This is a genomic window from Nonlabens tegetincola, from assembly GCF_002117085.1.
Taxonomy (GTDB): domain Bacteria; phylum Bacteroidota; class Bacteroidia; order Flavobacteriales; family Flavobacteriaceae; genus Nonlabens; species Nonlabens tegetincola.
Map to the genome: position 1 here is coordinate 23957 of NZ_CP019342.1, position 21927 is coordinate 45883.

A 21927-nucleotide genomic window follows, 5' to 3' on the forward strand; every position below is an offset into this window, starting at 1 on the left:
TTTATGAAATATGCTGTAACGCTTCTTTTTTTGTCTTTAGTAACGTGGTCAACGGCGCAAAGTTTGCAGTTGGCGCAAAATTACATGGACCAAGGCGAGTACAGTAAGGCAGCCAGCATATATGAAAAATTAGTCAACGATAAGAAAAATAGGAACTACAATACCGTATTTTCATTAATTGATGCTTATCATCAGTTAGAAGAATACGGTAAAGTAGATTCTTTAATTGATAAAAAGGTATCTACATCTTTAGCATACAAACAAACTCTACTAATAGAAAAAGGTTATAATCAAGTATTGCAAGGAAATGATTCAATAGCTAGTAGCTATTATCAACAAGCAATCGATCTAGTAAAAGAAAAGCCAGAGCTTACTTACAGTATCGCAAGTAGGTTTGAAAAACGTACAGAACTGGACGAGGCGGTACAAGTTTATGAAATAGGAACCCAGCTTAGGCCACAAGCAAATTATAGTTTTCAGTTAGCTAGATTGTACGGTGAACTAAGTGATATGGAGAAAATGTTTGAGGAGAACATTAAACTCATTGAAAAAAATGTCGCTTACAGGGCAAGAGCACAAGCTCTGTTTTCTCAATATATAACTGACGACGCATTGTCCGAGACTAATACGATATTGCGTAAAGTACTTCTTAAAAGATTACGTTCAAATCCAGATGTTTTGTACAATCAATTGCTTTCATGGTTGTTTGTGCAGCAAAAGGATTTTAAAAATGCCTTTATTCAGGAAAAGGCAATTTACAATAGGGACAAAGAAAGTATGGACAACTTGCAGGACCTTGCCGAGGTCGCAGTTGAGGAAAATGATATTCCTGCTGCATTTGACATCCTGGACTTTATGATTGAGAATGCTCAATCACCCTTTACTCGATACAATGCTCAGGTGCTCAAACTTAAATTACGATCTAACGGAGCTTCAGTAGATGAATATTCTCAAATAAAGCAAGAATATGAGCAGCTGCTTGAATTCTATGGTCGTGATCAACGCAGTTTCAGGTTACAACTAGATTATGCTCGGTTCTTGGCGTTCAAAAATGACAATGCACCACTAGCCATTGATTTATTGGCAGATCTCAATAAAGCTAATTTTTCTCAATTTGATAAGGCTAGGGTGAAAATGTTACTGGCCGATGTTCTTGTCCTTCAAGAGCAATTTAATCGAGCTCTTATTTTATACAGTCAAATTCAAAATGATTTGCCCAATGATTTATTGGCTCAGGAATCTCAATATAGAGTGGCTCGTACCAGTTTTTATAAAGGAGATTTTCCTTGGGCACTCACTCAATTAAAAGTACTACGCAGCGCTAGCAGTAAACTTATAGCAAATGATGCTATGCAATTGAGTCTAACGATTTCTGACCACTCTGGACAAGATACTACTTATGTTGCTTTGTCCGCTTTCGCGAAAGCGGAATTAAAACAATATCAAAACAAAAGAAAGCAGGCTATTGAAGCCTATAATAATGTGTTGCAAAACCATGCAGGTGACGACATTGAAGATGAGGCATTGTTAAGACAGGCAATGCTATATCAGGTAGAAGGAGATACCCAAAATGCTATCCAGAATTACACTAGGATTATCAAAAATCATGGTGATGGTATTTTGAGTGATGATGCGCTTTACGAGCTAGGAAAGTTGTATGAAGAAGTACTTGATGATCCTGCAAAAGCACAAGAATATTTTGAACAAATAATTTTCTCACACGCAGATAGCATTTATTTCACAGACGCTAGACGTCGATACCGCAGATTGCGTGGTGATACTAATGAAAAAGCTTTTTAATTATGGTAATTTATAATGTAACCTGTAATGTAGATTCTAGCGTTCACGATCAATGGATAGTATGGATGCGTGAACATATACCACAAGTGCTGGGAACAGGGCTGTTTATGGAAGCTAGGTTTACTAAAGTGCTTGTAAAGGAGCAAGACGGTTCTCATACCTACTCAATTCAATACAAAGCTTATAGCGCACAGGCCTTGCAGGAGTATAAAGACAAACATTCTGAAGCGTTGCAAAAAGACGGTCTTGAGAAATGGGCAGATAAGGTTCTGAGTTTCCGTACAGAGCTTGAAGTGGTAGATGAATATACAGTGCGCCGCAAGGAAGAGTCTCCGAATTAAATTTAGCCTTCTTCTTATGATATAGGAATTTGACATAATTACGACTTACTAATTTTTAAACTAAATGTTTGGTAACTATGTCTCAAAATAACACGCGACCCAAAAACGTTCTAGGAACAGCTTTAGAGTCCTGTTGTACCAATCCGATTACAGGTTATTGGCGTGATGGATACTGCAGGACGTCGATACAAGATGTAGGTACCCATGTGGTATGTGCTGTTATGACGAAAGAGTTTCTAGGGTTTACAAAGTCTAAAGGGAACGACCTTTCATCACCCATACCTGCATATCAATTTCCAGGTCTTAAACCAGGTGATAAATGGTGTTTGTGTGTATTAAGATGGATCGAAGCAGAAAAAGCTGGATGTGCGCCCCATATTATTCTAAAAGGAACTGATAGTAACGCATTGAAATTTACAAATTTGGAAACGTTGAAAGTTTATGCGATCGACGTCTAATCTGGTATAATAAAGCTTGAAATAAAGCTGTAGTTTATGCTAAACACCTTTGTTTTTTTATTAAATTTATACCTATAGGTTTAATACGAAAACATCCGTTTTTATGGCAAAAAATATCCTTGTAGCAACAGATTTTTCTTCAAATTCATGGCACGCATTCACTTATGTTTCAACGCTTTTTAAAGATGAAACTTGTATGTTTCATTTATTGCACGCTTACGATACTGAATTTCATAGCCGCAATGAATTAAAACAAGGCAACGATGCTTCATTCACTTATGAATCTCCAAAGGATAAGGGTGACGTTTTACTTAATAAAATCCTTGAAAAGATTGCATTAGAATGTGCTAATGAAAAGCATAGCTATAAAACACACTTAATGCATGATGATGTAGCCACTGCGGTTACAAAAACCTTATCTACTGAAAATATCTCTTTGATCGTAATGGGTAGTAAAGGAATAACTAATTATGAAAAAAGTGTATTTGGAAGTAATACAATAGCGACCATGAAAGAGGCTGGTAGTTGTACTATTCTTACTGTTCCACATGACTCAGAGGTAGAAGAAATTAAAGAAATAGTTTTTCCTACTGATTATAAAAGTGCCTATAGTAGTTTAAGATTGCAAAGCCTAATAGACCTTGCAACTATTCAAGATGCAGCTATCTGTGTTTTACATGTTGATACCAGTAGCGGCCTAGAAACAGTTCAAGAAGATAATAAACAAATTTTAGATGATGCGTTATCCAACAACAGGCATAGTTTTCATGTTTTAACGGGTAGCGATGTAAATCTAGCTGTAAAACATTTTGTAGAGAGTAGGGATAGTAGCATGGTGGCAATCGTAAATCGCAAACACAATCTATTTACAAGTTGGTTTTCTACTAATATGGTAATGGAAATAGGTAAAGTAAGTCAAGTGCCTTTACTTATTTTACCTGAGTAATGAACGAAAAAATAAAGTTCTTAAATTTCTGCTTTTTTCCATAGTTCTTGCTCTGCTTGCGTATTTCAATGTATTGTCGCTATCAATAAACATTTTAGGGAATGTAGAATTAGAACTGCTTTATGGTCCTTTAATATTGTGTATTCCATTGATTGTTTTAACCATGTTGGAATACCTACTTGATTTTATAAAAAGAGAGGTTTCTAAAGGGAAGGATTGACAAAATTTTAATTTAAAAAAATAAAACCGTTGCTATCAAAGGGATAACAACGGTTCTAGCAGTGAGGAAGGGATTCGAACCCTCGAAACGGTTTTGCCGTTTACACACTTTCCAGGCGTGCGCCTTCGACCACTCGGCCACCTCACTGTTTTTGTAAAACTGATCGCAAAAATACCGTAATACTTTATGTTTACCAATTTCTAATTAGTTATCTCACCTCTTAAACTTGTTTCAAAACAATCTTTAAACATCAAATCATCCTCGATGTAGGCAAGTAAATACATCATTTTGGCTAGAGCTGCTTCAGTAGTTAGATCTTTACCGCTAATCATGCCCATTTCCTTCAAAGCACGACTTGTTTCATACTTACCCATATCTACTGATCCACCACGACACTGTGTTACATTTACAACACGAATATCTTTTGACAAGCAATCTTTCATTGCATCAATAAACCATGATTTAGTAGGAGCGTTGCCACTTCCATAAGTTTCGAGGATAATACCTTTTAAATTTGGAATATTACATATGGCTTGTACGGTGGTCTCTGTAATTCCAGGAAATAATTTGAGTACAACGACATCGGCTATCATTTGTGGTCGATAGTGCATTCTATCATCACTACGAGGTATAACTCTATGTACTTGAACCTCTCGGTTTTTGTATCCTTTCCATAAAAGATCTTCATCAACATTTAAATGCACACCACTTATTGCGAGAGGTGGAAAATTAGGCGAACTGAAGGCTTCAAAATGTTCTGCATTCATTTTTGCGGTACGATTTGCTCTGTAAAGCTGATATTCAAAGTAAATGCAAACTTCCCTTATTAAGGGCTTCTTTTTCTTGCGTAGCGTAGCTATCTGTATGCTTGTAATTAAGTTTTCTTTTGCATCAGTTCTTAAATCGCCTATAGGCAGTTGAGATCCTGTAAGGATAACGGGTTTTGTCAAGTTTTCAAACATAAAACTGAGTGCACTGCCTGTGAACGACATGGTGTCGCTGCCGTGTAAAACAACAAACCCATCATAATTGTCGTAGCGATCATAAATCATGTCTCCTATCAAGCGCCATTCTTCCGTATTCATATCAGAACTATCGATAGGTGTTTCAAAAGAAATGGTTTCTATTGTACAGTCTAGTTGTTTAAGCTCTGGAATGTGGTATAGAAGTTTGTCAAAATCAAATGCTTTTAAAGCACCTGTTTTAATGTCCTTCATCATTCCAATTGTTCCACCTGTGTAGATAAGCAGGATATTTGGTTTCATTATTCTGCGTTTAGGAGTTCTTTGTTAGTTACAGGTTGGGCATACATTTTCAAAAAGCTAGTCACAGTCATTTGATCTTCTACATCAACACGTAGTCTCAATCGTCTCTCAAATTGAGCCATATCATGCTCACTATAATGTTTGCTGTATTTTCTAGAAACATGTAATAAATCGTGTGCCACATAATTAGTTGGCCACAAATGATAATTACGTTGTATCGTGGTGTCTAATTGGTCAACAACACGTTGTAAAGTTTTGTTTGTTTTTTCACCATCTATTTTTACTATTTCCAATGGTTTTGAAGCGTGTATATGAATATGTTTCTTTTGTCCTAGTGCACCATACATGATACTGTTAAAATCTTCGTTTTCAGACTTTACGTATTCTTGATCTGCGGCTTTGGCAAGCAATTCAGGTACTTTTAAGGCGTCAGTAGGGTCGTATTCATAAGAAATAGAAACGGGTACTATTTTTAAATCGTTCAAATAGTTTGCAATGTCTTTTTTACCAGCAGCCAGTGCTATCATTTTAAGAACACCTTGCTCCGTATGATCATTCCCATCTTTCGTTCGACCTTGTCTTTGAGCGATCCATACACTGCGATTTTCTTCCTTTAATAGGTGAAAGATGTAATCGCTAAGTTTAATACTGCTAAGTAATGTCTCTCTAGGTGATCCGCCTCTTCTTACTATAAAATTACGAGTAAGTTTACTTAACATGTTTACAAACGGGCGCTGTACTAAATTATCACCTATAGCACTTGCTGTTCTTATTAAATTCTTTTCAAATAAAATAAGATTGAGCAACGAGGTATCTAGTACGATGTCTCTATGGTTTGATATATATAAATAGGATGTATTAGTATCTAGTTCGTCAAAACCACTACTAGTCATGCCAGCACTTGTGGTGTCGATTACACGCTTTACCGTTTTACTGATAACTTCTCTTTGAAATTCATTTATAGACGTACATCTAGTTACGATATCCTTAATTTCATCGTCGGATTTGTTGGGAAATGTATATTGAAATAAGGTTTTAATCATAGGATGTCTCACTGCACTTTGTAAGACAGTTTGCACTTCATCATCCTTAAAAAATCGTATATCGTCGTAAACTTCCATTCTAGTCGCAAATGTACTTATATCCCAAAAATTCTTTTACTATTATCCGTAGTGATTCTTGCGATTTCTTCCACACTAACATCGTAAATCAAAGAAAGTTTATCCGCAACAAGTTTAGTATAAGTACTTTCATTGCGCTTTCCTCTGTAAGGCACAGGAGCAAGGTAAGGAGCATCGGTTTCTAGCACGATGTGATGTAGGTCGATCTTATTTAAAAATTGATCAATTTTACCATTTTTAAATGTAGCAACGCCACCTATTCCCAGGTGTAAATTTAGGTCCACAGCTTGCTTTGCATGATCAATCGTTCCCGTAAAACAATGAAAAATTCCTTTTAAAGAAGTGTTTCTATAGTCCTCTAAAACTTCAAAAACTTCATCAAACGCATCTCTACAATGAATAGCAATGGGTAAGTCACGGTCCAATGACCATTTGATTTGAGTGTGAAATGCTTCTAGTTGTTCTTTTTTAAAGGACTTGTCCCAGTATAAATCAATACCTATTTCTCCAATAGCGACATACTCATGTTGTTCTAGCATTTGAAAAACATGCTTTAGCTCATCTTTATAATTTTCCTTTACGTGAGTAGGGTGCAAACCACACATTAAAAACACTTCGCTAGGATAATTTGCTTTTAATTGTAACATGCGATCTGTATACTCAGAATCAATAGCTGGTACAAAAAATCGTTGAACTCCTGCTGCCTTGGCACGAGAGATCATTTCATCTCTATCTTCATCAAAGGCCTCGCTGTATAAATGAGTGTGCGTATCAGTTAAAATCATACTGCAAAAATAAGGCTTGTTGTAGGTATGCTTTCGCGAAAGCGGAATATCTTTAAACCCAGATTCAAGGAATATGAAATCATTAAAAAAATGGCTCGTCAGTCAAGGTTATACGGCACATCCAATACGATTGTCTAAAAAAAGCGGTCACATTGTAACCAAAGCTGTGTTAAATGGATATCAGGGCAGATTTATTATTGATACTGGAGCTAGCGCAACTTGTGTAAATCAAGATTTGTATAAAGAGTTTCAATTGAATACAGAGTTTATGGATAAAGCAATAGGTACCGCGAGTGGTTCCTTGCGTCCAAGAATAGCTCATCATAATGTACTAGAACTGGGTGATTGGGAAGATCAAGATGTGACGGTTTTATCAATGGATATGACCTTTATTAATACGGCGCTTAAAAGTGAACGCATGCATTCTATCCAGGGATTGTTAGGTGCAGACTTTTTGATAAGTTCACAGGCAATTATTGATTATAAAGGAAAATATATTTACATGAAGTGATAGATGAAAGTAAGGCGTGTAAAAAAAAGCTGCTCGTGGAGCAGCTTTTTTTATGAGTGTTTCTAGTTAGTTTTAATATTGTACATCAAAACTTCCATTGTCAATTACAATTCCACCAGTAGTAGTGTAATTAAATGTACCTGTAATTGAATTGTTTGCTGTATCGTGAGTTAGAATTTCAATTGTCCCGCTTTGAGCAGTCTCACCAGAAGTACCTTGAGCATATAATCCTGTAGCATCCGTTGGGAATGAATAAACTCCTGGAACGATAGTATCAGGAAATGAAATAGATAAGCTTATGTTTTGGTTACTAGCAAATATTAGAATTGTACCAGATGATACATTAGGCGATACAAGTGATGGATTAAGAGCTTGTCCATCTACATCGGCAGCAAAAGAATTTGTTGTATTGCCATTTCCTGGGTTAATAGTTCCTCCTAATGGGACTTCAAAAATCACACCTTTTCTCATGTAAAGCGAGTCGGCAGCATTTGCAGTATAGGTGACAAAATCGAAGGTTCCAGAAACAAAACCTGAATTAGAACTAGAAGTGATCGTAACTTCACCACGACCATCATTTGCGTTGCTAGAAAAAGATTGAGAGTTGTTAAAAACGTAAGTGGCCTCACTAGAAGCGCCTTGACCTAGGATGTAGGTTCCAGGACTACTGTCGTCTAGAGAAATTGTTAAAGATTCTAATTGATTAGTTCCTTGAATAATCAGTCTTCCATCGATGTCGATTGAAGCAGCCATATCCTGCGCTTTGAAAAATTCTCCATTACGCACAGCTTGGATTGCAGGGCTGTTATCTTCATCTAGATTTTTTTCACATCCTACAATGGCAATCAAAGTAAGGACAGCTACAATTAGTTTTTTCATCAGTAATTTCATTAAGTTTGGGGTAAATGTAAGGATTTAATAAGAATTAAATCTTTATATATGATGCTCATTATTAAAATAATGGTACTTTTGCAGCCTTAAATTAATAAAAAGGGACGTGTTCCCGCAAACTTTAATGTTATGCCTGTAAAAATCAGATTACAAAGACACGGTAAAAAAGGAAAGCCTTTTTACTGGATCGTAGCAGCAGATGCTCGTGCAAAGAGAGATGGTAGATTCCTTGAAAAAATAGGAACTTACAATCCTAACACTAACCCTGCAACTATCAACCTAGATGTAGATGGTGCTGTACAGTGGTTAGAGAATGGTGCGCAGCCTACTGATACAGCTCGTGCTCTTTTAAGCTACAAAGGTGCGTTACTTAAAAAGCACCTTAAAGGTGGTGTGAAAAAAGGTGCGATCACTGAAGAACAAGCTGAAGAAAAATTCCAAGCTTGGGTTTCTGAAAAAGAAGCAAAAATTGCAAACAAAGCTGCTGGCCTTAAGGCTGATGCAGATAAAATTGCAGCTGAAGCTCTAGAAGCAGAAAAAGCAGTAAACGAAGCTCGTATCGCAGCAAATGCTCCAGAACCAGAAGTGGAAGAGCCAGCTGCAGCTAGCGAAGACGCAACAGGAGAAGAAGAGTAAATCGATATATCATGCGTAAAAAAGACTGTTTTTACGTAGGTACGATCGTAAACAAATTTAGTTTTAAAGGTGAAATCCTTGTCAAGTTAGACACTGATGAACCGGATCTTTTTCTTGAAATGGAATCAGTTTTTGTCGAAGTAGGCAAAAACTTGATTCCATTTTTTATTGAACGCAGTCAACTACACAAATCTGCATTACTGCGTATCAAATTTGAAGATGTAGACGATGAACCTACGGCAGATTCCTTGCTTCAAAAGGATCTGTATTTGCCTCTTACTGCATTACCACCGCTTACAGGTAATAAATTTTACTACCATGAAATCATAGGTTTTACCATTGTTGATTCTAACTATGGCGAGGTGGGAATTGTAGATGGTGTTAACGATACAACCTCACAAGCTCTTTTTGAAATAAAGCAAGGTGAGAAAGAAATTCTTATACCAGTTCACGACGAGTTTATTTTAAATGTAGACCGTGAAAACAAACAAATTTTAGTAGAAACACCACCAGGTTTAATTGAGTTGTATTTAGAGTAATGAGTACGTTCTCTTTTAAACAGTTTGACATCGTTCAAGATAAGGTTGCTCAAAAAGTAGGTACCGACGGTGTTCTTTTAGGAGCATGGTGTAGTCTTGATAAGCAACCACACAAAATATTAGACATAGGATCAGGAACAGGGCTCATTTCTTTAATGTGCGCTCAACGGTTTCCACAAGCGTTTATTGAGTCTATAGAGATCGATCACGATGCCTTTGAGCAAACTGCATTAAACTTTGAATCTAGCAAGTTTAAAGACCAGCTATATGCATATCATGCTAGCTTTCAAGAGTTTTATGATGAGGTTGATGAGCGCTATGATTTTATGGTGAGTAATCCACCATTTTATAATGCTCAGTCAATTAAGTCTGATGATCAAATCGAGAGTCGTAGGCAACAAGCAAGATTTGACGATGCTTTACCTTTTGAAGAGCTTTTCTATGGAGTTTATAAGCTTCTTGCTATCGATGGTACTTTTGCACTTGTTTTTCCTGTAGAAAGAGAAGAACGAGTTCTTGAAATTGCCGATTACTTCACCATGATGCCTACACGTAAAATGTATGTACGTGGAACTGTGGATAGTCCTGTTAAAAGAGTGTTTATGGAATTACGCTTTCGCGAAAGCGTAATAAAATCCAGTCAAAAACTAGTTACCCAGCATATGGTAATTGAACATTCTAGGCATGAGTATACCGATGAGTATATCGCACTTACAAAGGACTTTTATTTAAAAATGTAATCCTTATCATTTTTCTGGGCAATAAGTTTGCATTCTCTTATTTTTACGACCAATTCAAAAACTATTGGAACTACACTCAAACGATGTAGTTACTCTATACAAATTATATCTATGAAACCAGATCTATTTGAAGCACCAGATTATTACAACCTAGATGAGTTACTTACCGAGGAACACAAAATGATACGTGATGCAGCTCGTTCTTGGGTTAAACGTGATGTTTCACCTATCATTGAACAAGCAGCACAGGATGCCAAGTTTCCTGAGAGTATTATACCAGGATTAGCATCAATAGGTGCTTTTGGTCCTTATATTCCAGAAGAATATGGTGGCGCAGGATTGGACCAAATCTCTTATGGTTTGATCATGCAAGAAATAGAACGAGGTGACAGTGGTGTGCGCAGTACAGCATCAGTCCAGTCGTCGCTAGTTATGTATCCTATATGGAAATACGGTAGTGAAGAACATAGAAAAAAGTTTTTACCTAAACTAGCAAGTGGTGAATTTATGGGGTCATTCGGTCTTACTGAACCGGACCACGGTAGTAATCCAGGAGGAATGACTACTAATTTTAAGGATGCTGGAGATGGAGAAAATATTATTTTAAATGGAGCCAAGTTATGGATATCAAACAGCCCGTTTTGTGATGTGGCAGTGGTTTGGGCAAAGAATGAAGAAGGTCGTATCCATGGAGTTATTGTAGAAAGAGGCATGGAAGGTTTCTCTACTCCAGAGACTCATAACAAATGGTCTTTGAGAGCAAGTGCTACAGGTGAGTTGATTTTTCAGGATGTAAAAGTTCCAAAAAGTAATATCTTACCAGGTCGCTCTGGTCTAGGTGCTCCTCTTAGTTGTTTAGATAGTGCTCGTTTTGGTATTGCATGGGGTGCTATAGGTGCTGCAATGGATTGCTATGATACAGCGCTTAGATATGCAAAAGAGCGTATCCAATTTGGGAAACCAATTGCAGCTTTTCAATTACAGCAAAAGAAGCTTGCCGAAATGATTACTGAGATAACCAAAGCACAACTACTAGCATGGAGATTAGGAGTATTGCGTGAAGAAGGAAAGGCAACAAGCGCTCAAATTTCTATGGCAAAGCGTAATAATGTTGAAATGGCTGTTAAGATTGCTCGTGAGGCTCGACAAATTTTGGGAGGAATGGGAATAACAGGTGAATATAGTATCATGAGACATATGATGAATCTAGAAAGTGTTATTACTTATGAAGGAACTCACGATATTCATTTGTTGATCACCGGACTTGATATTACTGGAGAAAATGCTTTTAAATAGGTAATCGTTAAATAAATTATAGAGGCTGCCTACAACAATGGGTAGCCTTTTATTTTTGCACAAATTGAGCTATGAATACAACTATAATTGAATCTAGAATTAGTGACAATCGTAAAAGATTGTTGAGTCATCCTTTATACAATGCTATTTCTAATTTAGGAGATTTACAGGTTTTTACATCTCATCATGTTTTTGCTGTTTGGGATTTTATGTCTTTGCTCAAAGCTCTGCAAAGAGAACTTACCTGTACAACTACTCCGTGGTTTCCTAAAGGTAGTAATGATACTAGATATTTAATTAATGAAATTGTTCTGGCTGAAGAATCCGATCTAGATCAAGATGGTAATAGATTGAGTCATTTTGAAATGTATTTAAATGCCATGGAAGGACTAGATGTTGATACAGATTTGATAGTAAATCAAATTGTAACGATTTCTAACCATAATAATCCTATTGAACAAATTTCAAAAACGGACATACCGGATTTTGTCAAAAGATTTTTGACCTTCACATTTGAAATTATTGAGCGTAATCAACCTCACGAAATTGCTGCTGCATTTACTTATGGACGTGAAGATTTAATTCCTGAAATGTTTACTGAAATTCTTAAAGGAATGCGAGTAGAAGAAGGAGTAGATCTTACTGCCATACGATATTATTTTGATAGACACATTGAGTTAGATGGTGATGAGCACGGCCCAATGGCGCATAAAATGGTGGCTCTTTTGTGTGGCGATGATAGTGTTAAATGGGAACAAGCAGCACATGTCGCAAATGAATCCTTACAAAAACGTATTGAGTTATTTGATGGTATTTATGCAGCTATTGGGGTTCCAGAATTAGTCTAGTTGCTTAACAATTAGCAGTATTTAACTTATAAAAATATAGAGTAATTAATGAAATATATATTTTTGAAGAATTAATCAATCAAATTAACGATATGAAAACTTTAAAAATTTTATTTCTGTCTTTACTGACAATTGCAACCATATCATGTGGTGATGATGATGGACCAGAAAATTTACCGGTAAATGCTGAGAATATTGCTGGAACTTATTCCTTGACTTTTTTTAGATCTCAAGAAACCTACAATGAAACGGTAAATGGTAGTACAGTAACAAGGGTATACCTAGAAGAAGGTACTGCCTTTAACAACGCCATTTTTGTATTTAATGCTAACGGTACTTACACAAGCTCTGGTACTTATACTTATGATTATGAAGAGCAAGTAAATGGAGTAGTAGTAGATACTGATACGGACATTGATTCCTTAACCAGTTCTGGGACTTATTCTGTAGTTGGAAATTCAATTTACTTGTCTGATGCAGATGAGACTTTTGAAGTGCAAACACTCACAAGTTCAAACATGACACTTTCACTTAATGAGGTGGACGGTGATTCCTCTTATGAGTTGGAAATACGCTTTACTAAGCAATAGAGAACATTCAAGTTATTATATAAAAAAGGCGCTTCATAACCATGAAGCGCCTTTTTTTGATATTATATGAAAGTTATAAAGTATCTCGCGATTCTTCTTTTTCTGCGATTCCAGAAATATCTTCAACTTTCTCTATTTGTGGTGCGTGTTTTTTAATGGTAAGTTCAACACCAGATTTTAAAGTCATTTGATTTACGTGACAACCTACACAAGTTCCCAATAATCTAACAATAACATGTTTGTCGTCTTTTATCTCAACCAGTTCAATATCTCCATTATCTCTTTGTAGAAATGGTCGGATTTCCTCTAATCCAGCTTCAACTGCTGCTTGTAATGCTGCTCCTGTCATTATTGCTTTTGTTTGTTCACCGGACTACATCCAGCCATAGTAGTTATTTTAATAGCTTGAGTAGGTGGTAAGTTTTCATTTCGTTTAACTGTTTCTTCAACTACATTACGAGTAATATCAATAAATGCTTGTTCAACAAGAGTATCTTCTTGCATGGCTGCAGGTCTACCTACATCACCGGCTTCTCTTATCGTTTGCATTAATGGTAATTCTCCTAAAAATCTTACTTGTAAATCTTCTGCAAGATTACGTGCTCCATCCTTTCCAAAGATATGATATTTATTTTCAGGTAATTCAGGCGGAGTGAAATAAGCCATGTTTTCTATAATTCCTAGAACAGGAACGTTGATACTTTCTTGTTGGAACATAGCAACACCCTTGCGAGCATCTGCCAATGCTACATTTTGAGGAGTTGATACTACTACAGCACCCGTTAAAGGTAGTGATTGCATTATGCTTAAATGAATATCACCAGTACCTGGAGGAAGGTCAACTAGTAAAAAATCCAATTCTCCCCATGCAGCGTCAAAAATCATTTGATTAAGAGCCTTTGCTGCCATAGGGCCACGCCATACTACTGCTTGGTCTGGTTGCGTAAAAAAGCCGATGGACAGTACCTTTACACCATAACTTTCCACTGGTTTCATTTTGGATTTCCCATTCACGTTAACAGAAAGTGGTTTTTCATTAATCACATCAAACATAATCGTGGCACTAGGACCGTAAATATCGGCATCTAATAATCCGACATTAAATCCCATTTTTGCCAATGAAACAGCAAGGTTTGCTGTTACAGTAGATTTTCCTACACCACCTTTACCACTTGCTACTGCTATGATATTATCAATTCCTGGTATAGGTTTTCCTTTAATTTGAGGAGCTTTATTTTCTTGAACTGGTGCTTCAACCTTTAAATTAACTTTCACTTGAGCTTTTTGATAAACCTCTTTGTGAATAGCTTGTAGAATGGAAACTTCAGTTTTCTTTTTTGCTTGTAAGCTAGGATTGTTTATAGTAACATCAACCACTACCTCTTCTCCAAATACTATAACGTTTTTAATAGCTCCGCTTTCTACCATATTCTGTCCTTCACCAGGAACTGATATAGTTTCAAGAGCCTTGAGAACATCTTTTTTCTCTATTTTCATGGGTATCACTTAATCTGATTACAAAGATACAACCTAGTGACTTTAAAAAGGAGAAACTGTATAAAAGGATAGAGCGGTGTGATAAGATTTAATTATACCTAAAAATAAAAAGCGAGCCTTTTAAGGCTCGCTTTTTTAAATACTATAAAAGATATTTTTAAACAGTCATGATTTCTTTTTCTTTAACCACGATCATTTCATCAATTTTGGCAACATACTTATCAGTAAGAACCTGAACTTCTTGTTCTGCATTTTTAAGTTCATCTTCTGATAAATCAAGTTTTCTTAAATCATTAAGAGCATTTTTACGGTCATTACGCACACCTACTTTTGAATCTTCTCCTTCTGCCTTAGCTTGTTTTGCAAGTTGACGACGACGTTCTTCTGTCAAAGCAGGAACATTAATGATTATACTCTCACCATTATTCATAGGATTCAATCCTAAGTTTGCAATCATGATACCTTTCTCGATTTCAGGAATCATTGCTTTTTCCCATGGCTGTACACTTATAGTACGCGCATCGGGAGTACTTACATTTGCAACCTGGGTAAGTGGCGTTTGACTACCATAATAGTCTACAGTCACGCTTCCTAACATAGCAGGACTAGCCTTACCAGCTCGTATGTTAAGTAATTCTTTTTCTAAGTGCTTGATAGCACCATCCATAGCTTCTTTAGCTGTATCTAAAATAAAAGTTGATTCTTCGTTCATGATGTCAATTTATTGAGCACTTGTACAAATATATTGCCGTTTTCAATTATTGTACTCTTGTTCCTATTTTTTCTCCATTTAAAAGCTTTACTAAATTACCGTTTGTATTCATATCAAATACAATTATTGGTAATTTATTTTCTTGACTTAAAGTAAACGCGGTTGTATCCATTACTTTCAGACCTTTATTAAGGACCTCTTCAAAGCTTATTAAGTCAAATTTAGTGGCGCTAGTGTCTTTTTCTGGATCTGCAGTGTAAATTCCATCAACTCTTGTTCCTTTAAGGATTACATCGGCTTCAATTTCAATAGCTCGTAGTACGGCAGCACTATCTGTTGTGAAATAGGGATTACCAGTACCACCGCCAAAAATTACGACACGTCCTTTTTCTAAATGACGTATTGCCTTGCGACGTATAAAAGGTTCTGCCACCTCATTAATTTTAATTGCCGTTTGCAGTCTAGTAGGTATTCCTGCATCTTCACAAGCACTTTGTAAGGCCAGTCCGTTAATAACCGTTGCTAGCATTCCCATATGATCGCCTTGCACGCGATCCATTCCTGCGCTAGCACCTGCTACACCTCTAAAAATATTACCGCCACCAATTACAATGGCTACCTCTACACCCATATCAGTGACTTTTTTAATTTCTTGGGCATATTCTGCAAGACGTTTTGGGTCTATACCGTACTGGCGATCTCCCATTAACGCTTCTCCTGATAGTTTGAGTAATATTCTCTTGTATTCCATGGGTGTTTTTTACAAAGTTGTGCAAATATAATTGAAAGTAAATAGGAATGGAATAGGTGTGAGTTCGCTTTCGCGAAAGCGTATCTAAAAAAATTACATCAATAGTACGACTGAAGTATCTTTGCAAAAAAGTAAGGAAGATGTTTCAGTTAGGGAAAACCATAGTGTCGGACGATCTATTAGAAAAGGAATTTGTTTGTAACATAAGCGCTTGTAAAGGAATATGCTGTGTTGCAGGTGAGGCAGGCGCACCGCTCGAGCAAAAGGAATTGGAAATCCTCGATAACGAGTATGAAAATATCAAACCCTTTTTAAATGATAAAGGTAGGGCTGCAATAGAGGAACAAGGTACCTGGATCGAGCGTGAGAATGGTGAACTGGAAACGCCCTTAGTAAATGGTGCCGAGTGTGCTTATACCATTTTTAATGAGGATGGAACTGCAAAATGTGGTATCGAGGCAGCCTATCATGCTGGTAAAACACCTTTTTACAAACCTATTTCTTGTCATTTATATCCTGTGCGTATACAAGAATACACCGACTTTAGCGCAGTGAATTACCACAAATGGGAAATTTGTAATGATGCTTGCGAGCTGGGTAAAGAATTGTCGGTTCCAGTTTATAAATTTTTGAAGGATTCGTTGATACGAAAATTTGGTGCTCAATGGTATGAAGAGTTAGAGGACATCGCACAGAACTATAAGTAGTGTTATGTTAATGCTCTGGCATTTATTTTACAGCAGGTTTAACATAATTAGTAGGTTATTGATTCTATTTCAAAAAATGATTTTAATATCCTACTAAAGCTTTGTGAAGTGACCTGTTTCTAACCTATGATCGTGCTAACTTGTAGATAAATTAAAAAACAAAAGCTATGAGTTACACAGAAAAAGTTGCCAATAAGTTAAACGATTTATTAGAGAAAAACTACGACGCCGAAGCCGGTTACAAGGAAGCAAAAGACCAGGTAGATAGCAGTAGATTGAAAGATTTCTTTTCTCAACAAGCACAAGAACGATATGATTTTGGTCATGAGCTAAAATCTGAAATAAGAAGTTTTGGTCAAGAACCTGATAAAGGAACAAGTATCACTGGTGATGCTCATAGAGCATGGATGAATATAAAATCTACCTTCTCATCTGATAAGGAAGAAACTATACTTGAAGAAGCTATACGTGGAGAAAAAGCGGCTGTAGAGGAGTACAATGAAGTTTTAGCCGAAACATCTCTGCCAGTTTCCACAAGAACAATTTTAACTAAACACCGAGACAACATTCAAACTGCACTTAATCGAGTGAATGCAATGGAGAATATTGCCTAAAATATTTTTTGTTTGGTTGATGAAAAGCCCCAATTACCATTTGTAATTGGGGCTTTCTTTCTTTAAAAATATAATTGGTTATTCTGCTGCAATAACTCTTATTTTCTTTTTAACCTCTTCGGCTATTTTACGTGCCTCGTTTATATCCTTATTAACTATGGTAACGTGTCCCATTTTTCTAAACGGTCTAGTTTGTTTTTTACCATAAATATGAGGAGTTACTCCAGGCATAGATAGAATTTCTTCAATTCCATCATAAATAACATCGCCAGTATGATTTTCTTCACCTACAAGATTTACCATTACGCTACTTATAACACTTTCTGTATCTCCTAATGGAAGGTTGCAAACACATCTTATATGTTGTTCAAACTGATCGGTCATAGAGCCTTCTATGGAATAGTGACCAGAATTATGAGGTCGTGGAGCTACTTCATTCACAAGTATTTCTCCATCCTTAGTCAAAAACATTTCTACTGCGAGTAAGCCTACATGATTAAAAGCCTCGCTCACTTTTAAAGCCACTTCACGTGCCTTATTAGAAATATCGTCACTAATCCTTGCCGGACACAATACGTACTCAACTTGATTAGCCTCTGGATGAAACTCCATTTCAACAACAGGATAGGTTTTCATTTCACCACTTGCATTACGTGCTACGATAACCGCAAGCTCTAGGTCAAAATCAATCATGTCCTCGTATAAACATGGTTGTTCAGGTAACACTTTTAAATCATCTTGATTTCGAATTACTTTGACGCCTTTACCGTCATAACCGCCTTCGGCGCTTTTCCAAATAAACGGGAATTCACGACCATGATCCATTTTTGGAGAGTCATAAGTTTCAAAAGGACTAGTAGGAATATTCTGTGAGCGGTAAAACTCTTTCTGTCTAGATTTATTACGTATTAAATTAAGTACGCTGGCACTAGGTGAAACTGCAATGCCCTTATCTTCTAAATCTTGAAGTGCTTGTACATTGACGTTTTCAATTTCAATTGTAAGAACATCCACTTGTTCTCCCATTTCCATCACGGCATCGTAATTCATTATATCGCCTACAAAGAAAACGGTACTTCCTTCAAACGCCGGAGCCGTTTCAGCATCGTCCATTACATAGGTTTGAATGTCCCATTTGCGGGTTGTATAAAGCATCATCTTGCCCAACTGGCCACCGCCCAAAATCCCTAATCTAAAGTCTGAAGAAAAATAAGTTTGTTCCATGCTTCAAAAATAAGCACGTTCAATAGAAATTGGCTATTTTCATTATAACTATCTTTGCATAAAAGCTACGAGTTGATCAAACTACACGACCTTTATTTTAAACCCTTTATGAGCACTAGGGAAATTGATAGCGCTGTTGATAATCTTGCCTATCAACTTAATCGTGATTTAGCAGGTAAAAAGCCAATATTTCTCGGGATTCTGAATGGTAGTTTTATGGTCCTTGCAGATTTGGTGCGCAAATTTCAGCATCCTTGTGAAATAGCATTTATCAAGGCAAAAAGTTACGACGGAACACAAAGTACTGGTCAAGTAAAGTTAGAAGGATTGGATTTAGATTTATCCAATAGGACAGTCGTGGTAGTAGAAGACATAGTAGATACCGGGCTTACTGTGGTTACGCTTTCGCGAAAGCTAACCCAGCTAAATCCCAAAGAATTACTAGTAGCTACCTTGTTTTTAAAACCTGATGTTTACAAACAAGAACTTAAAATAGACTACGTAGGTCTTAATATTGAAAACAAATTTGTCGTGGGATACGGCATGGATTATAATAATTTGGGGAGAGAATTACCCCAGCTTTACGTACAAACTAATAAAATGAAAAACATCGTATTATTCGGTCCTCCTGGTGCTGGAAAAGGAACTCAAGCAGAACGTTTAAAGGAAAAATACAACCTCGTTCATATTTCTACAGGAGACGTTTTTAGATACAACATCAAAAATGCAACAGAACTAGGTACCCTTGCAAAATCTTATATAGATAAAGGAGATTTGGTTCCTGATGAGGTAACGATCAAAATGCTTAAAGCCGAAGTCGAAAAAAATCCTCAAGCCGAAGGTTTTATTTTTGATGGGTTTCCTAGAACAAACGCTCAAGCCGAGGCTCTTGATAACTTATTGCAGTCCATGGATACTGAGGTAAGCGGTATGGTTGCACTAGAGGTAGAAGATGAGATTTTAGTAGAGCGTTTACTTGAAAGAGGAAAAACAAGCGGTCGTGCCGATGATGCTAATGAAGATGTTATTAGAGATCGAGTAAAAGTTTATTATAAGCAAACAGCACCACTTAAAGACTACTATGCTGCTCAAGACAAGTATTATGGAGTTGATGGAGTAGGAGCTATTGATGAAATTACACAGCGATTGAGTGTAGAGTTTGATAAGTTATAGCAGTAACCTCACTCTAAAAATGCGATAAGCATTATTTATTAAATAAGAAATTGAAAAAATGACCGAAGGAAATTTTGTAGACTATACTAAGATACACTTAGAATCTGGTCGAGGCGGAAAAGGTAGTACGCACTTGCACAGGGAAAAGTATGTAGAAAAAGGTGGTCCAGATGGTGGAGATGGTGGTCGCGGTGGTCATATTATTCTTAAGGGTAATAAAAATCTTTGGACCTTATATCACTTTAAATTCAAACGACATTTTAAAGCCGGCGCAGGAGGAAATGGTGCCAAGCAACGTCGTACTGGTGAGGACGGTCAGGATGTAACCATTGAACTTCCTATAGGGACAGTGGTTAAAAATGCTGAAACAGGCCAGGTGATTACCGAAATTCTAGATGATGGTCAGGAATTTATCATTTGTGAAGGAGGAATGGGTGGTCGTGGTAACTGGCATTTTAAAAGTTCTACCAATCAAACTCCTAGATATGCGCAGCCTGGTACCGAAGGTGAGGAACTGGATGTGATTTTTGAACTTAAAGTTCTTGCAGATATTGGATTAGTAGGATTTCCTAATGCAGGTAAATCTACTTTGTTATCTGTTCTCACATCAGCAAAACCTAAAATTGCCAATTATGAGTTTACTACTCTTAAGCCTAATTTAGGAATTGTAGAATACCGTGATTTCAAAACTTTTGTTATAGCCGATATTCCAGGTATTATTGAAGGCGCTGCAGAAGGTAAGGGAATAGGGCATAGATTCTTAAGACATATAGAGCGTAATTCAACCTTATTATTTCTTATTCCGGCTGATGCGGATGATATCAATGCAGAATATGATGTACTAGTAAATGAGTTGAAAAAATACAATCCAGAACTATTAGATAAAGAGCGCTTTATTTGTATATCAAAATCTGATATGCTAGATGATGAACTTATGACAGAAATGAGGGAATCACTAGATGATCAAGGAGCTTTTCAAGGAAGGCCTTATATGTTTATTTCTAGCGCTACACATTACAACCTAACCGAGTTAAAGGATCAATTATGGAGCATGCTCAACAAATCTGCCGAATAAATATTTGTTCATTATTTCTTATTCTGTTCTTTTCTATTGAGCTCACAGCTCAAGAATATTTAGGAGAGTGGAGCTTTAAGGAAGTTGATACGACAGCCATTCAAGGTGTAAAACCAACAGCTGTTGAACTTAATAGATTAGCTAGGATGTTTCAAGACCTATCTTTTAAATTGAATGAAGACAATAGCTCTGTCCTTAACTTTGCTGGAAAATCGTACAACTTAACCTATGAGATTGAAGAAAATGTAATTAGGTTTAGTGATAAAAATGGAGTATTCTACTGGAACGGTGATGAAACAGGAGTGCTAGTTTCTGGAAATGCACATCTCATCATGCATAAAGGAAAGGTAACTAATACTAAAGTGAATTACTCTTATATTAAAAAGTTAGAGTATGCTACCATTGAAGTTGATACGGTCAAACTTCTTAAAAAATGGAAAACTGAAGAGGTAAGAATGCGTGATCAGTCACCAGAGTCTTCTAGGGAAGAGCTTCTGCTTCTTGATTTTTCATTACACTTTGTATCTCCTGAAATTGTTTCGACTAAAGTTTTGTTTATGGACGCTAAACTTAAATGGGAAACAACTGAAGATAAAGGAATTATATTGATAGAAAGTAAAAATCAATCTTTTAAAAAATGGGCTGTTTACCAACAAACTGATAACAGCTTACTAATTGAAGATTTAGAAAAAGGCCATATTTTCTATATGAAAGAAGTAATTGAATAATTCCTTTAAATTCCAAACTGTTCAAAGTGGTGATTAAGGTGTTTCCATTGTAAAATTCCCCATTGTTCTTCTGTAAATGTACCAAAAACAGGATGAGGTGCTCTATTTGGATTATGTCTATCGTTATACAATTCCTGCATCCATTTCTTTAATTCTGCTTTTTGTTCTTCAAAATTAAAAGTACCGGTTGATCGAAATGCAGGTGGAGTAGGAGCGTTTTTTTTAAAAGGTTTTGGGCTGTAAAGCATCTTCTTGAATAATAGTTTGACGACCCAATTTGATTTTAGATTTTTATCGTTATAGCCCAGTGCAATCTTTATAGGCTCTTGACAATGATTCATCATTTGTGCCGTCGTCATTTTACCCCATAAAGGCGCGTCGTCAGGATTTATAGAATCCAGTCTTTCAAGTAATTGATTATAGGATTGAGAATTAAAAAATGATTCCATAGCGGTTATA

26 protein-coding genes and 1 tRNA gene are annotated in these 21927 nt (G+C 36.4%); 16 read left to right on the plus strand and 11 right to left on the minus strand.

All coding sequences use genetic code 11. From position 1 onward, the window contains the following. The first annotated feature begins 3 nt into the window (after positions 1 to 3). The 4 genes from BST91_RS00140 (at position 4) to BST91_RS00155 (ending at position 3545) form a co-directional block, all read left to right on the plus strand. A complete protein-coding gene (locus BST91_RS00140) occupies positions 4 to 1800 on the plus strand; it encodes a tetratricopeptide repeat protein (RefSeq protein ID WP_157546859.1) in 1797 nt (598 codons plus the stop codon). A 2-nt stretch (positions 1801 to 1802) separates the two neighbouring features. After that, a complete protein-coding gene (locus BST91_RS00145; RefSeq protein WP_085774060.1) occupies positions 1803 to 2141 on the plus strand; it encodes a DUF4286 family protein in 339 nt (112 codons plus the stop codon). 77 nt (positions 2142 to 2218) lie between these two features. Then, entirely contained in the window at positions 2219 to 2599 is a 381-nt protein-coding gene (locus BST91_RS00150) for a DUF2237 family protein (RefSeq protein WP_085774061.1), read from the plus strand. A gap of 103 nt (positions 2600 to 2702) precedes the next feature. Continuing rightward, positions 2703 to 3545: a universal stress protein gene (locus tag BST91_RS00155; RefSeq protein ID WP_085774062.1), complete on the plus strand. Its 843-nt coding sequence runs from the start codon at positions 2703 to 2705 to the stop codon at positions 3543 to 3545. 279 nt (positions 3546 to 3824) lie between these two features. Here BST91_RS00155 and BST91_RS00160 read toward each other — a convergent pair. The 4 genes from BST91_RS00160 to BST91_RS00175 form a co-directional block, all read right to left on the minus strand. Next, positions 3825 to 3912: transfer RNA gene (locus tag BST91_RS00160), tRNA-Ser, on the minus strand. A 53-nt stretch (positions 3913 to 3965) separates the two neighbouring features. Continuing rightward, positions 3966 to 5030, minus strand: a complete 1065-nt coding sequence (locus BST91_RS00165) for an asparaginase (RefSeq protein WP_042276043.1) — start codon at positions 5028 to 5030, stop codon at positions 3966 to 3968. Next, positions 5030 to 6151 carry a 1-acyl-sn-glycerol-3-phosphate acyltransferase gene (locus BST91_RS00170; RefSeq protein WP_060523240.1) on the minus strand — a complete coding sequence of 374 codons (1122 nt, stop codon included), beginning with the start codon at positions 6149 to 6151 and terminating at the stop codon, positions 5030 to 5032. Before BST91_RS00170 ends, BST91_RS00165 begins: the two co-directional genes overlap by 1 nt. Before the next feature lie 17 nt (positions 6152 to 6168). Continuing rightward, on the minus strand, positions 6169 to 6936 hold the full coding sequence (locus BST91_RS00175) for a TatD family hydrolase (protein ID WP_085774063.1): 768 nt from the start codon (positions 6934 to 6936) through the stop codon (positions 6169 to 6171). A gap of 73 nt (positions 6937 to 7009) precedes the next feature. On the opposite strand from BST91_RS00175, the gene BST91_RS00180 reads away from it, so the two are divergent. Further along, the gene (locus BST91_RS00180; RefSeq protein WP_042276039.1) at positions 7010 to 7447 is read left to right on the plus strand and encodes a retropepsin-like aspartic protease; all 438 of its coding nucleotides are present in this window, start codon (positions 7010 to 7012) and stop codon (positions 7445 to 7447) included. 72 nt (positions 7448 to 7519) lie between these two features. Here the strand turns inward: BST91_RS00180 and BST91_RS00185 are convergent, their stop codons facing one another. Further along, on the minus strand, positions 7520 to 8326 hold the full coding sequence (locus BST91_RS00185) for a DUF6252 family protein (protein ID WP_085774064.1): 807 nt from the start codon (positions 8324 to 8326) through the stop codon (positions 7520 to 7522). Between the two features lie 141 nt (positions 8327 to 8467). On the opposite strand from BST91_RS00185, the gene BST91_RS00190 reads away from it, so the two are divergent. From BST91_RS00190 to BST91_RS00215, 6 genes are all read left to right on the plus strand, one after another. Next, a complete protein-coding gene (locus BST91_RS00190; RefSeq protein WP_042277229.1) occupies positions 8468 to 8974 on the plus strand; it encodes a 30S ribosomal protein S16 in 507 nt (168 codons plus the stop codon). Positions 8975 to 8985: 11 nt separating this feature from the next. Continuing rightward, entirely contained in the window at positions 8986 to 9513 is a 528-nt protein-coding gene (rimM, locus tag BST91_RS00195) for a ribosome maturation factor RimM (protein WP_085774065.1), read from the plus strand. Further along, positions 9513 to 10253 (plus strand): tRNA1(Val) (adenine(37)-N6)-methyltransferase, encoded by a 741-nt coding sequence (locus BST91_RS00200; protein WP_085774066.1) that lies wholly within the window; start codon positions 9513 to 9515, stop codon positions 10251 to 10253. Before rimM ends, BST91_RS00200 begins: the two co-directional genes overlap by 1 nt. A gap of 111 nt (positions 10254 to 10364) precedes the next feature. Beyond that, positions 10365 to 11549 carry an acyl-CoA dehydrogenase family protein gene (locus BST91_RS00205; protein WP_042276030.1) on the plus strand — a complete coding sequence of 395 codons (1185 nt, stop codon included), beginning with the start codon at positions 10365 to 10367 and terminating at the stop codon, positions 11547 to 11549. 71 nt (positions 11550 to 11620) lie between these two features. Beyond that, positions 11621 to 12397: a DUF3050 domain-containing protein gene (locus tag BST91_RS00210; RefSeq protein ID WP_042276029.1), complete on the plus strand. Its 777-nt coding sequence runs from the start codon at positions 11621 to 11623 to the stop codon at positions 12395 to 12397. A 92-nt stretch (positions 12398 to 12489) separates the two neighbouring features. Next, positions 12490 to 12987 carry a hypothetical protein gene (locus BST91_RS00215; protein WP_085774067.1) on the plus strand — a complete coding sequence of 166 codons (498 nt, stop codon included), beginning with the start codon at positions 12490 to 12492 and terminating at the stop codon, positions 12985 to 12987. Positions 12988 to 13060: 73 nt separating this feature from the next. Here the strand turns inward: BST91_RS00215 and BST91_RS00220 are convergent, their stop codons facing one another. The 4 genes from BST91_RS00220 to pyrH all read right to left on the minus strand — a co-directional run bounded on the left by BST91_RS00220 (position 13061) and on the right by pyrH (position 15947). Next, a complete protein-coding gene (locus BST91_RS00220) occupies positions 13061 to 13336 on the minus strand; it encodes a NifU family protein (protein ID WP_042276023.1) in 276 nt (91 codons plus the stop codon). Continuing rightward, positions 13336 to 14484, minus strand: coding sequence for an Mrp/NBP35 family ATP-binding protein (locus BST91_RS00225; protein ID WP_085774068.1), 1149 nt, complete (start codon positions 14482 to 14484; stop codon positions 13336 to 13338). The genes BST91_RS00220 and BST91_RS00225 overlap by 1 nt, the downstream gene beginning before the upstream one ends. 157 nt (positions 14485 to 14641) lie before the next feature. Beyond that, complete coding sequence (frr, locus tag BST91_RS00230) at positions 14642 to 15196, minus strand: ribosome recycling factor (protein WP_085774069.1); 555 nt, start codon at positions 15194 to 15196, stop codon at positions 14642 to 14644. Between the two features lie 46 nt (positions 15197 to 15242). Next, the gene (gene pyrH / locus BST91_RS00235) at positions 15243 to 15947 is read right to left on the minus strand and encodes a UMP kinase (protein ID WP_042276018.1); all 705 of its coding nucleotides are present in this window, start codon (positions 15945 to 15947) and stop codon (positions 15243 to 15245) included. Positions 15948 to 16087: 140 nt separating this feature from the next. Here pyrH and BST91_RS00240 point away from each other — a divergent pair, with 140 nt between their 5' ends. Both BST91_RS00240 and BST91_RS00245 read left to right on the plus strand, forming a co-directional pair. Then, positions 16088 to 16654 (plus strand): DUF3109 family protein, encoded by a 567-nt coding sequence (locus tag BST91_RS00240; protein WP_042276016.1) that lies wholly within the window; start codon positions 16088 to 16090, stop codon positions 16652 to 16654. A gap of 167 nt (positions 16655 to 16821) precedes the next feature. Further along, the gene (locus tag BST91_RS00245) at positions 16822 to 17268 is read left to right on the plus strand and encodes a ferritin-like domain-containing protein (protein WP_042276014.1); all 447 of its coding nucleotides are present in this window, start codon (positions 16822 to 16824) and stop codon (positions 17266 to 17268) included. Positions 17269 to 17346: 78 nt separating this feature from the next. On the opposite strand, the gene BST91_RS00250 is transcribed toward BST91_RS00245, so the two are convergent. Beyond that, positions 17347 to 18492 carry a 5-(carboxyamino)imidazole ribonucleotide synthase gene (locus tag BST91_RS00250; RefSeq protein ID WP_085774070.1) on the minus strand — a complete coding sequence of 382 codons (1146 nt, stop codon included), beginning with the start codon at positions 18490 to 18492 and terminating at the stop codon, positions 17347 to 17349. A gap of 72 nt (positions 18493 to 18564) precedes the next feature. Here BST91_RS00250 and BST91_RS00255 point away from each other — a divergent pair, with 72 nt between their 5' ends. Genes BST91_RS00255 through BST91_RS00265 form a run of 3 tightly spaced genes read left to right on the plus strand, consistent with a single transcriptional unit; the run spans position 18565 to position 21468 of the window. Beyond that, positions 18565 to 19665 (plus strand): adenylate kinase, encoded by a 1101-nt coding sequence (locus tag BST91_RS00255; RefSeq protein ID WP_085774071.1) that lies wholly within the window; start codon positions 18565 to 18567, stop codon positions 19663 to 19665. 58 nt (positions 19666 to 19723) lie between these two features. Continuing rightward, a complete protein-coding gene (gene obgE / locus BST91_RS00260) occupies positions 19724 to 20740 on the plus strand; it encodes a GTPase ObgE (protein ID WP_042276009.1) in 1017 nt (338 codons plus the stop codon). Further along, positions 20710 to 21468, plus strand: coding sequence for a hypothetical protein (locus BST91_RS00265; protein WP_085774072.1), 759 nt, complete (start codon positions 20710 to 20712; stop codon positions 21466 to 21468). Before obgE ends, BST91_RS00265 begins: the two co-directional genes overlap by 31 nt. A gap of 5 nt (positions 21469 to 21473) precedes the next feature. Here BST91_RS00265 and BST91_RS00270 read toward each other — a convergent pair whose 3' ends face one another. Beyond that, positions 21474 to 21917 carry a DUF1569 domain-containing protein gene (locus BST91_RS00270; protein ID WP_085774073.1) on the minus strand — a complete coding sequence of 148 codons (444 nt, stop codon included), beginning with the start codon at positions 21915 to 21917 and terminating at the stop codon, positions 21474 to 21476. Positions 21918 to 21927 lie beyond the last annotated feature (10 nt).

Coding starts and splice junctions, on each gene's coding strand:
- BST91_RS00140 (WP_157546859.1), top strand. CDS start 4: ATGAAATATGCTGTAACGCTTCTTTTTTTGTCTTTAGTAACGTGGTCA.
- BST91_RS00145 (WP_085774060.1), top strand. CDS start 1,803: ATGGTAATTTATAATGTAACCTGTAATGTAGATTCTAGCGTTCACGAT.
- BST91_RS00150 (WP_085774061.1), top strand. CDS start 2,219: ATGTCTCAAAATAACACGCGACCCAAAAACGTTCTAGGAACAGCTTTA.
- BST91_RS00155 (WP_085774062.1), top strand. CDS start 2,703: ATGGCAAAAAATATCCTTGTAGCAACAGATTTTTCTTCAAATTCATGG.
- BST91_RS00165 (WP_042276043.1), bottom strand. CDS start 5,030: ATGAAACCAAATATCCTGCTTATCTACACAGGTGGAACAATTGGAATG.
- BST91_RS00170 (WP_060523240.1), bottom strand. CDS start 6,151: ATGGAAGTTTACGACGATATACGATTTTTTAAGGATGATGAAGTGCAA.
- BST91_RS00175 (WP_085774063.1), bottom strand. CDS start 6,936: ATGATTTTAACTGATACGCACACTCATTTATACAGCGAGGCCTTTGAT.
- BST91_RS00180 (WP_042276039.1), top strand. CDS start 7,010: ATGAAATCATTAAAAAAATGGCTCGTCAGTCAAGGTTATACGGCACAT.
- BST91_RS00185 (WP_085774064.1), bottom strand. CDS start 8,326: ATGAAAAAACTAATTGTAGCTGTCCTTACTTTGATTGCCATTGTAGGA.
- BST91_RS00190 (WP_042277229.1), top strand. CDS start 8,468: ATGCCTGTAAAAATCAGATTACAAAGACACGGTAAAAAAGGAAAGCCT.
- rimM (WP_085774065.1), top strand. CDS start 8,986: ATGCGTAAAAAAGACTGTTTTTACGTAGGTACGATCGTAAACAAATTT.
- BST91_RS00200 (WP_085774066.1), top strand. CDS start 9,513: ATGAGTACGTTCTCTTTTAAACAGTTTGACATCGTTCAAGATAAGGTT.
- BST91_RS00205 (WP_042276030.1), top strand. CDS start 10,365: ATGAAACCAGATCTATTTGAAGCACCAGATTATTACAACCTAGATGAG.
- BST91_RS00210 (WP_042276029.1), top strand. CDS start 11,621: ATGAATACAACTATAATTGAATCTAGAATTAGTGACAATCGTAAAAGA.
- BST91_RS00215 (WP_085774067.1), top strand. CDS start 12,490: ATGAAAACTTTAAAAATTTTATTTCTGTCTTTACTGACAATTGCAACC.
- BST91_RS00220 (WP_042276023.1), bottom strand. CDS start 13,336: ATGACAGGAGCAGCATTACAAGCAGCAGTTGAAGCTGGATTAGAGGAA.
- BST91_RS00225 (WP_085774068.1), bottom strand. CDS start 14,484: ATGAAAATAGAGAAAAAAGATGTTCTCAAGGCTCTTGAAACTATATCA.
- frr (WP_085774069.1), bottom strand. CDS start 15,196: ATGAACGAAGAATCAACTTTTATTTTAGATACAGCTAAAGAAGCTATG.
- pyrH (WP_042276018.1), bottom strand. CDS start 15,947: ATGGAATACAAGAGAATATTACTCAAACTATCAGGAGAAGCGTTAATG.
- BST91_RS00240 (WP_042276016.1), top strand. CDS start 16,088: ATGTTTCAGTTAGGGAAAACCATAGTGTCGGACGATCTATTAGAAAAG.
- BST91_RS00245 (WP_042276014.1), top strand. CDS start 16,822: ATGAGTTACACAGAAAAAGTTGCCAATAAGTTAAACGATTTATTAGAG.
- BST91_RS00250 (WP_085774070.1), bottom strand. CDS start 18,492: ATGGAACAAACTTATTTTTCTTCAGACTTTAGATTAGGGATTTTGGGC.
- obgE (WP_042276009.1), top strand. CDS start 19,724: ATGACCGAAGGAAATTTTGTAGACTATACTAAGATACACTTAGAATCT.
- BST91_RS00265 (WP_085774072.1), top strand. CDS start 20,710: ATGGAGCATGCTCAACAAATCTGCCGAATAAATATTTGTTCATTATTT.
- BST91_RS00270 (WP_085774073.1), bottom strand. CDS start 21,917: ATGGAATCATTTTTTAATTCTCAATCCTATAATCAATTACTTGAAAGA.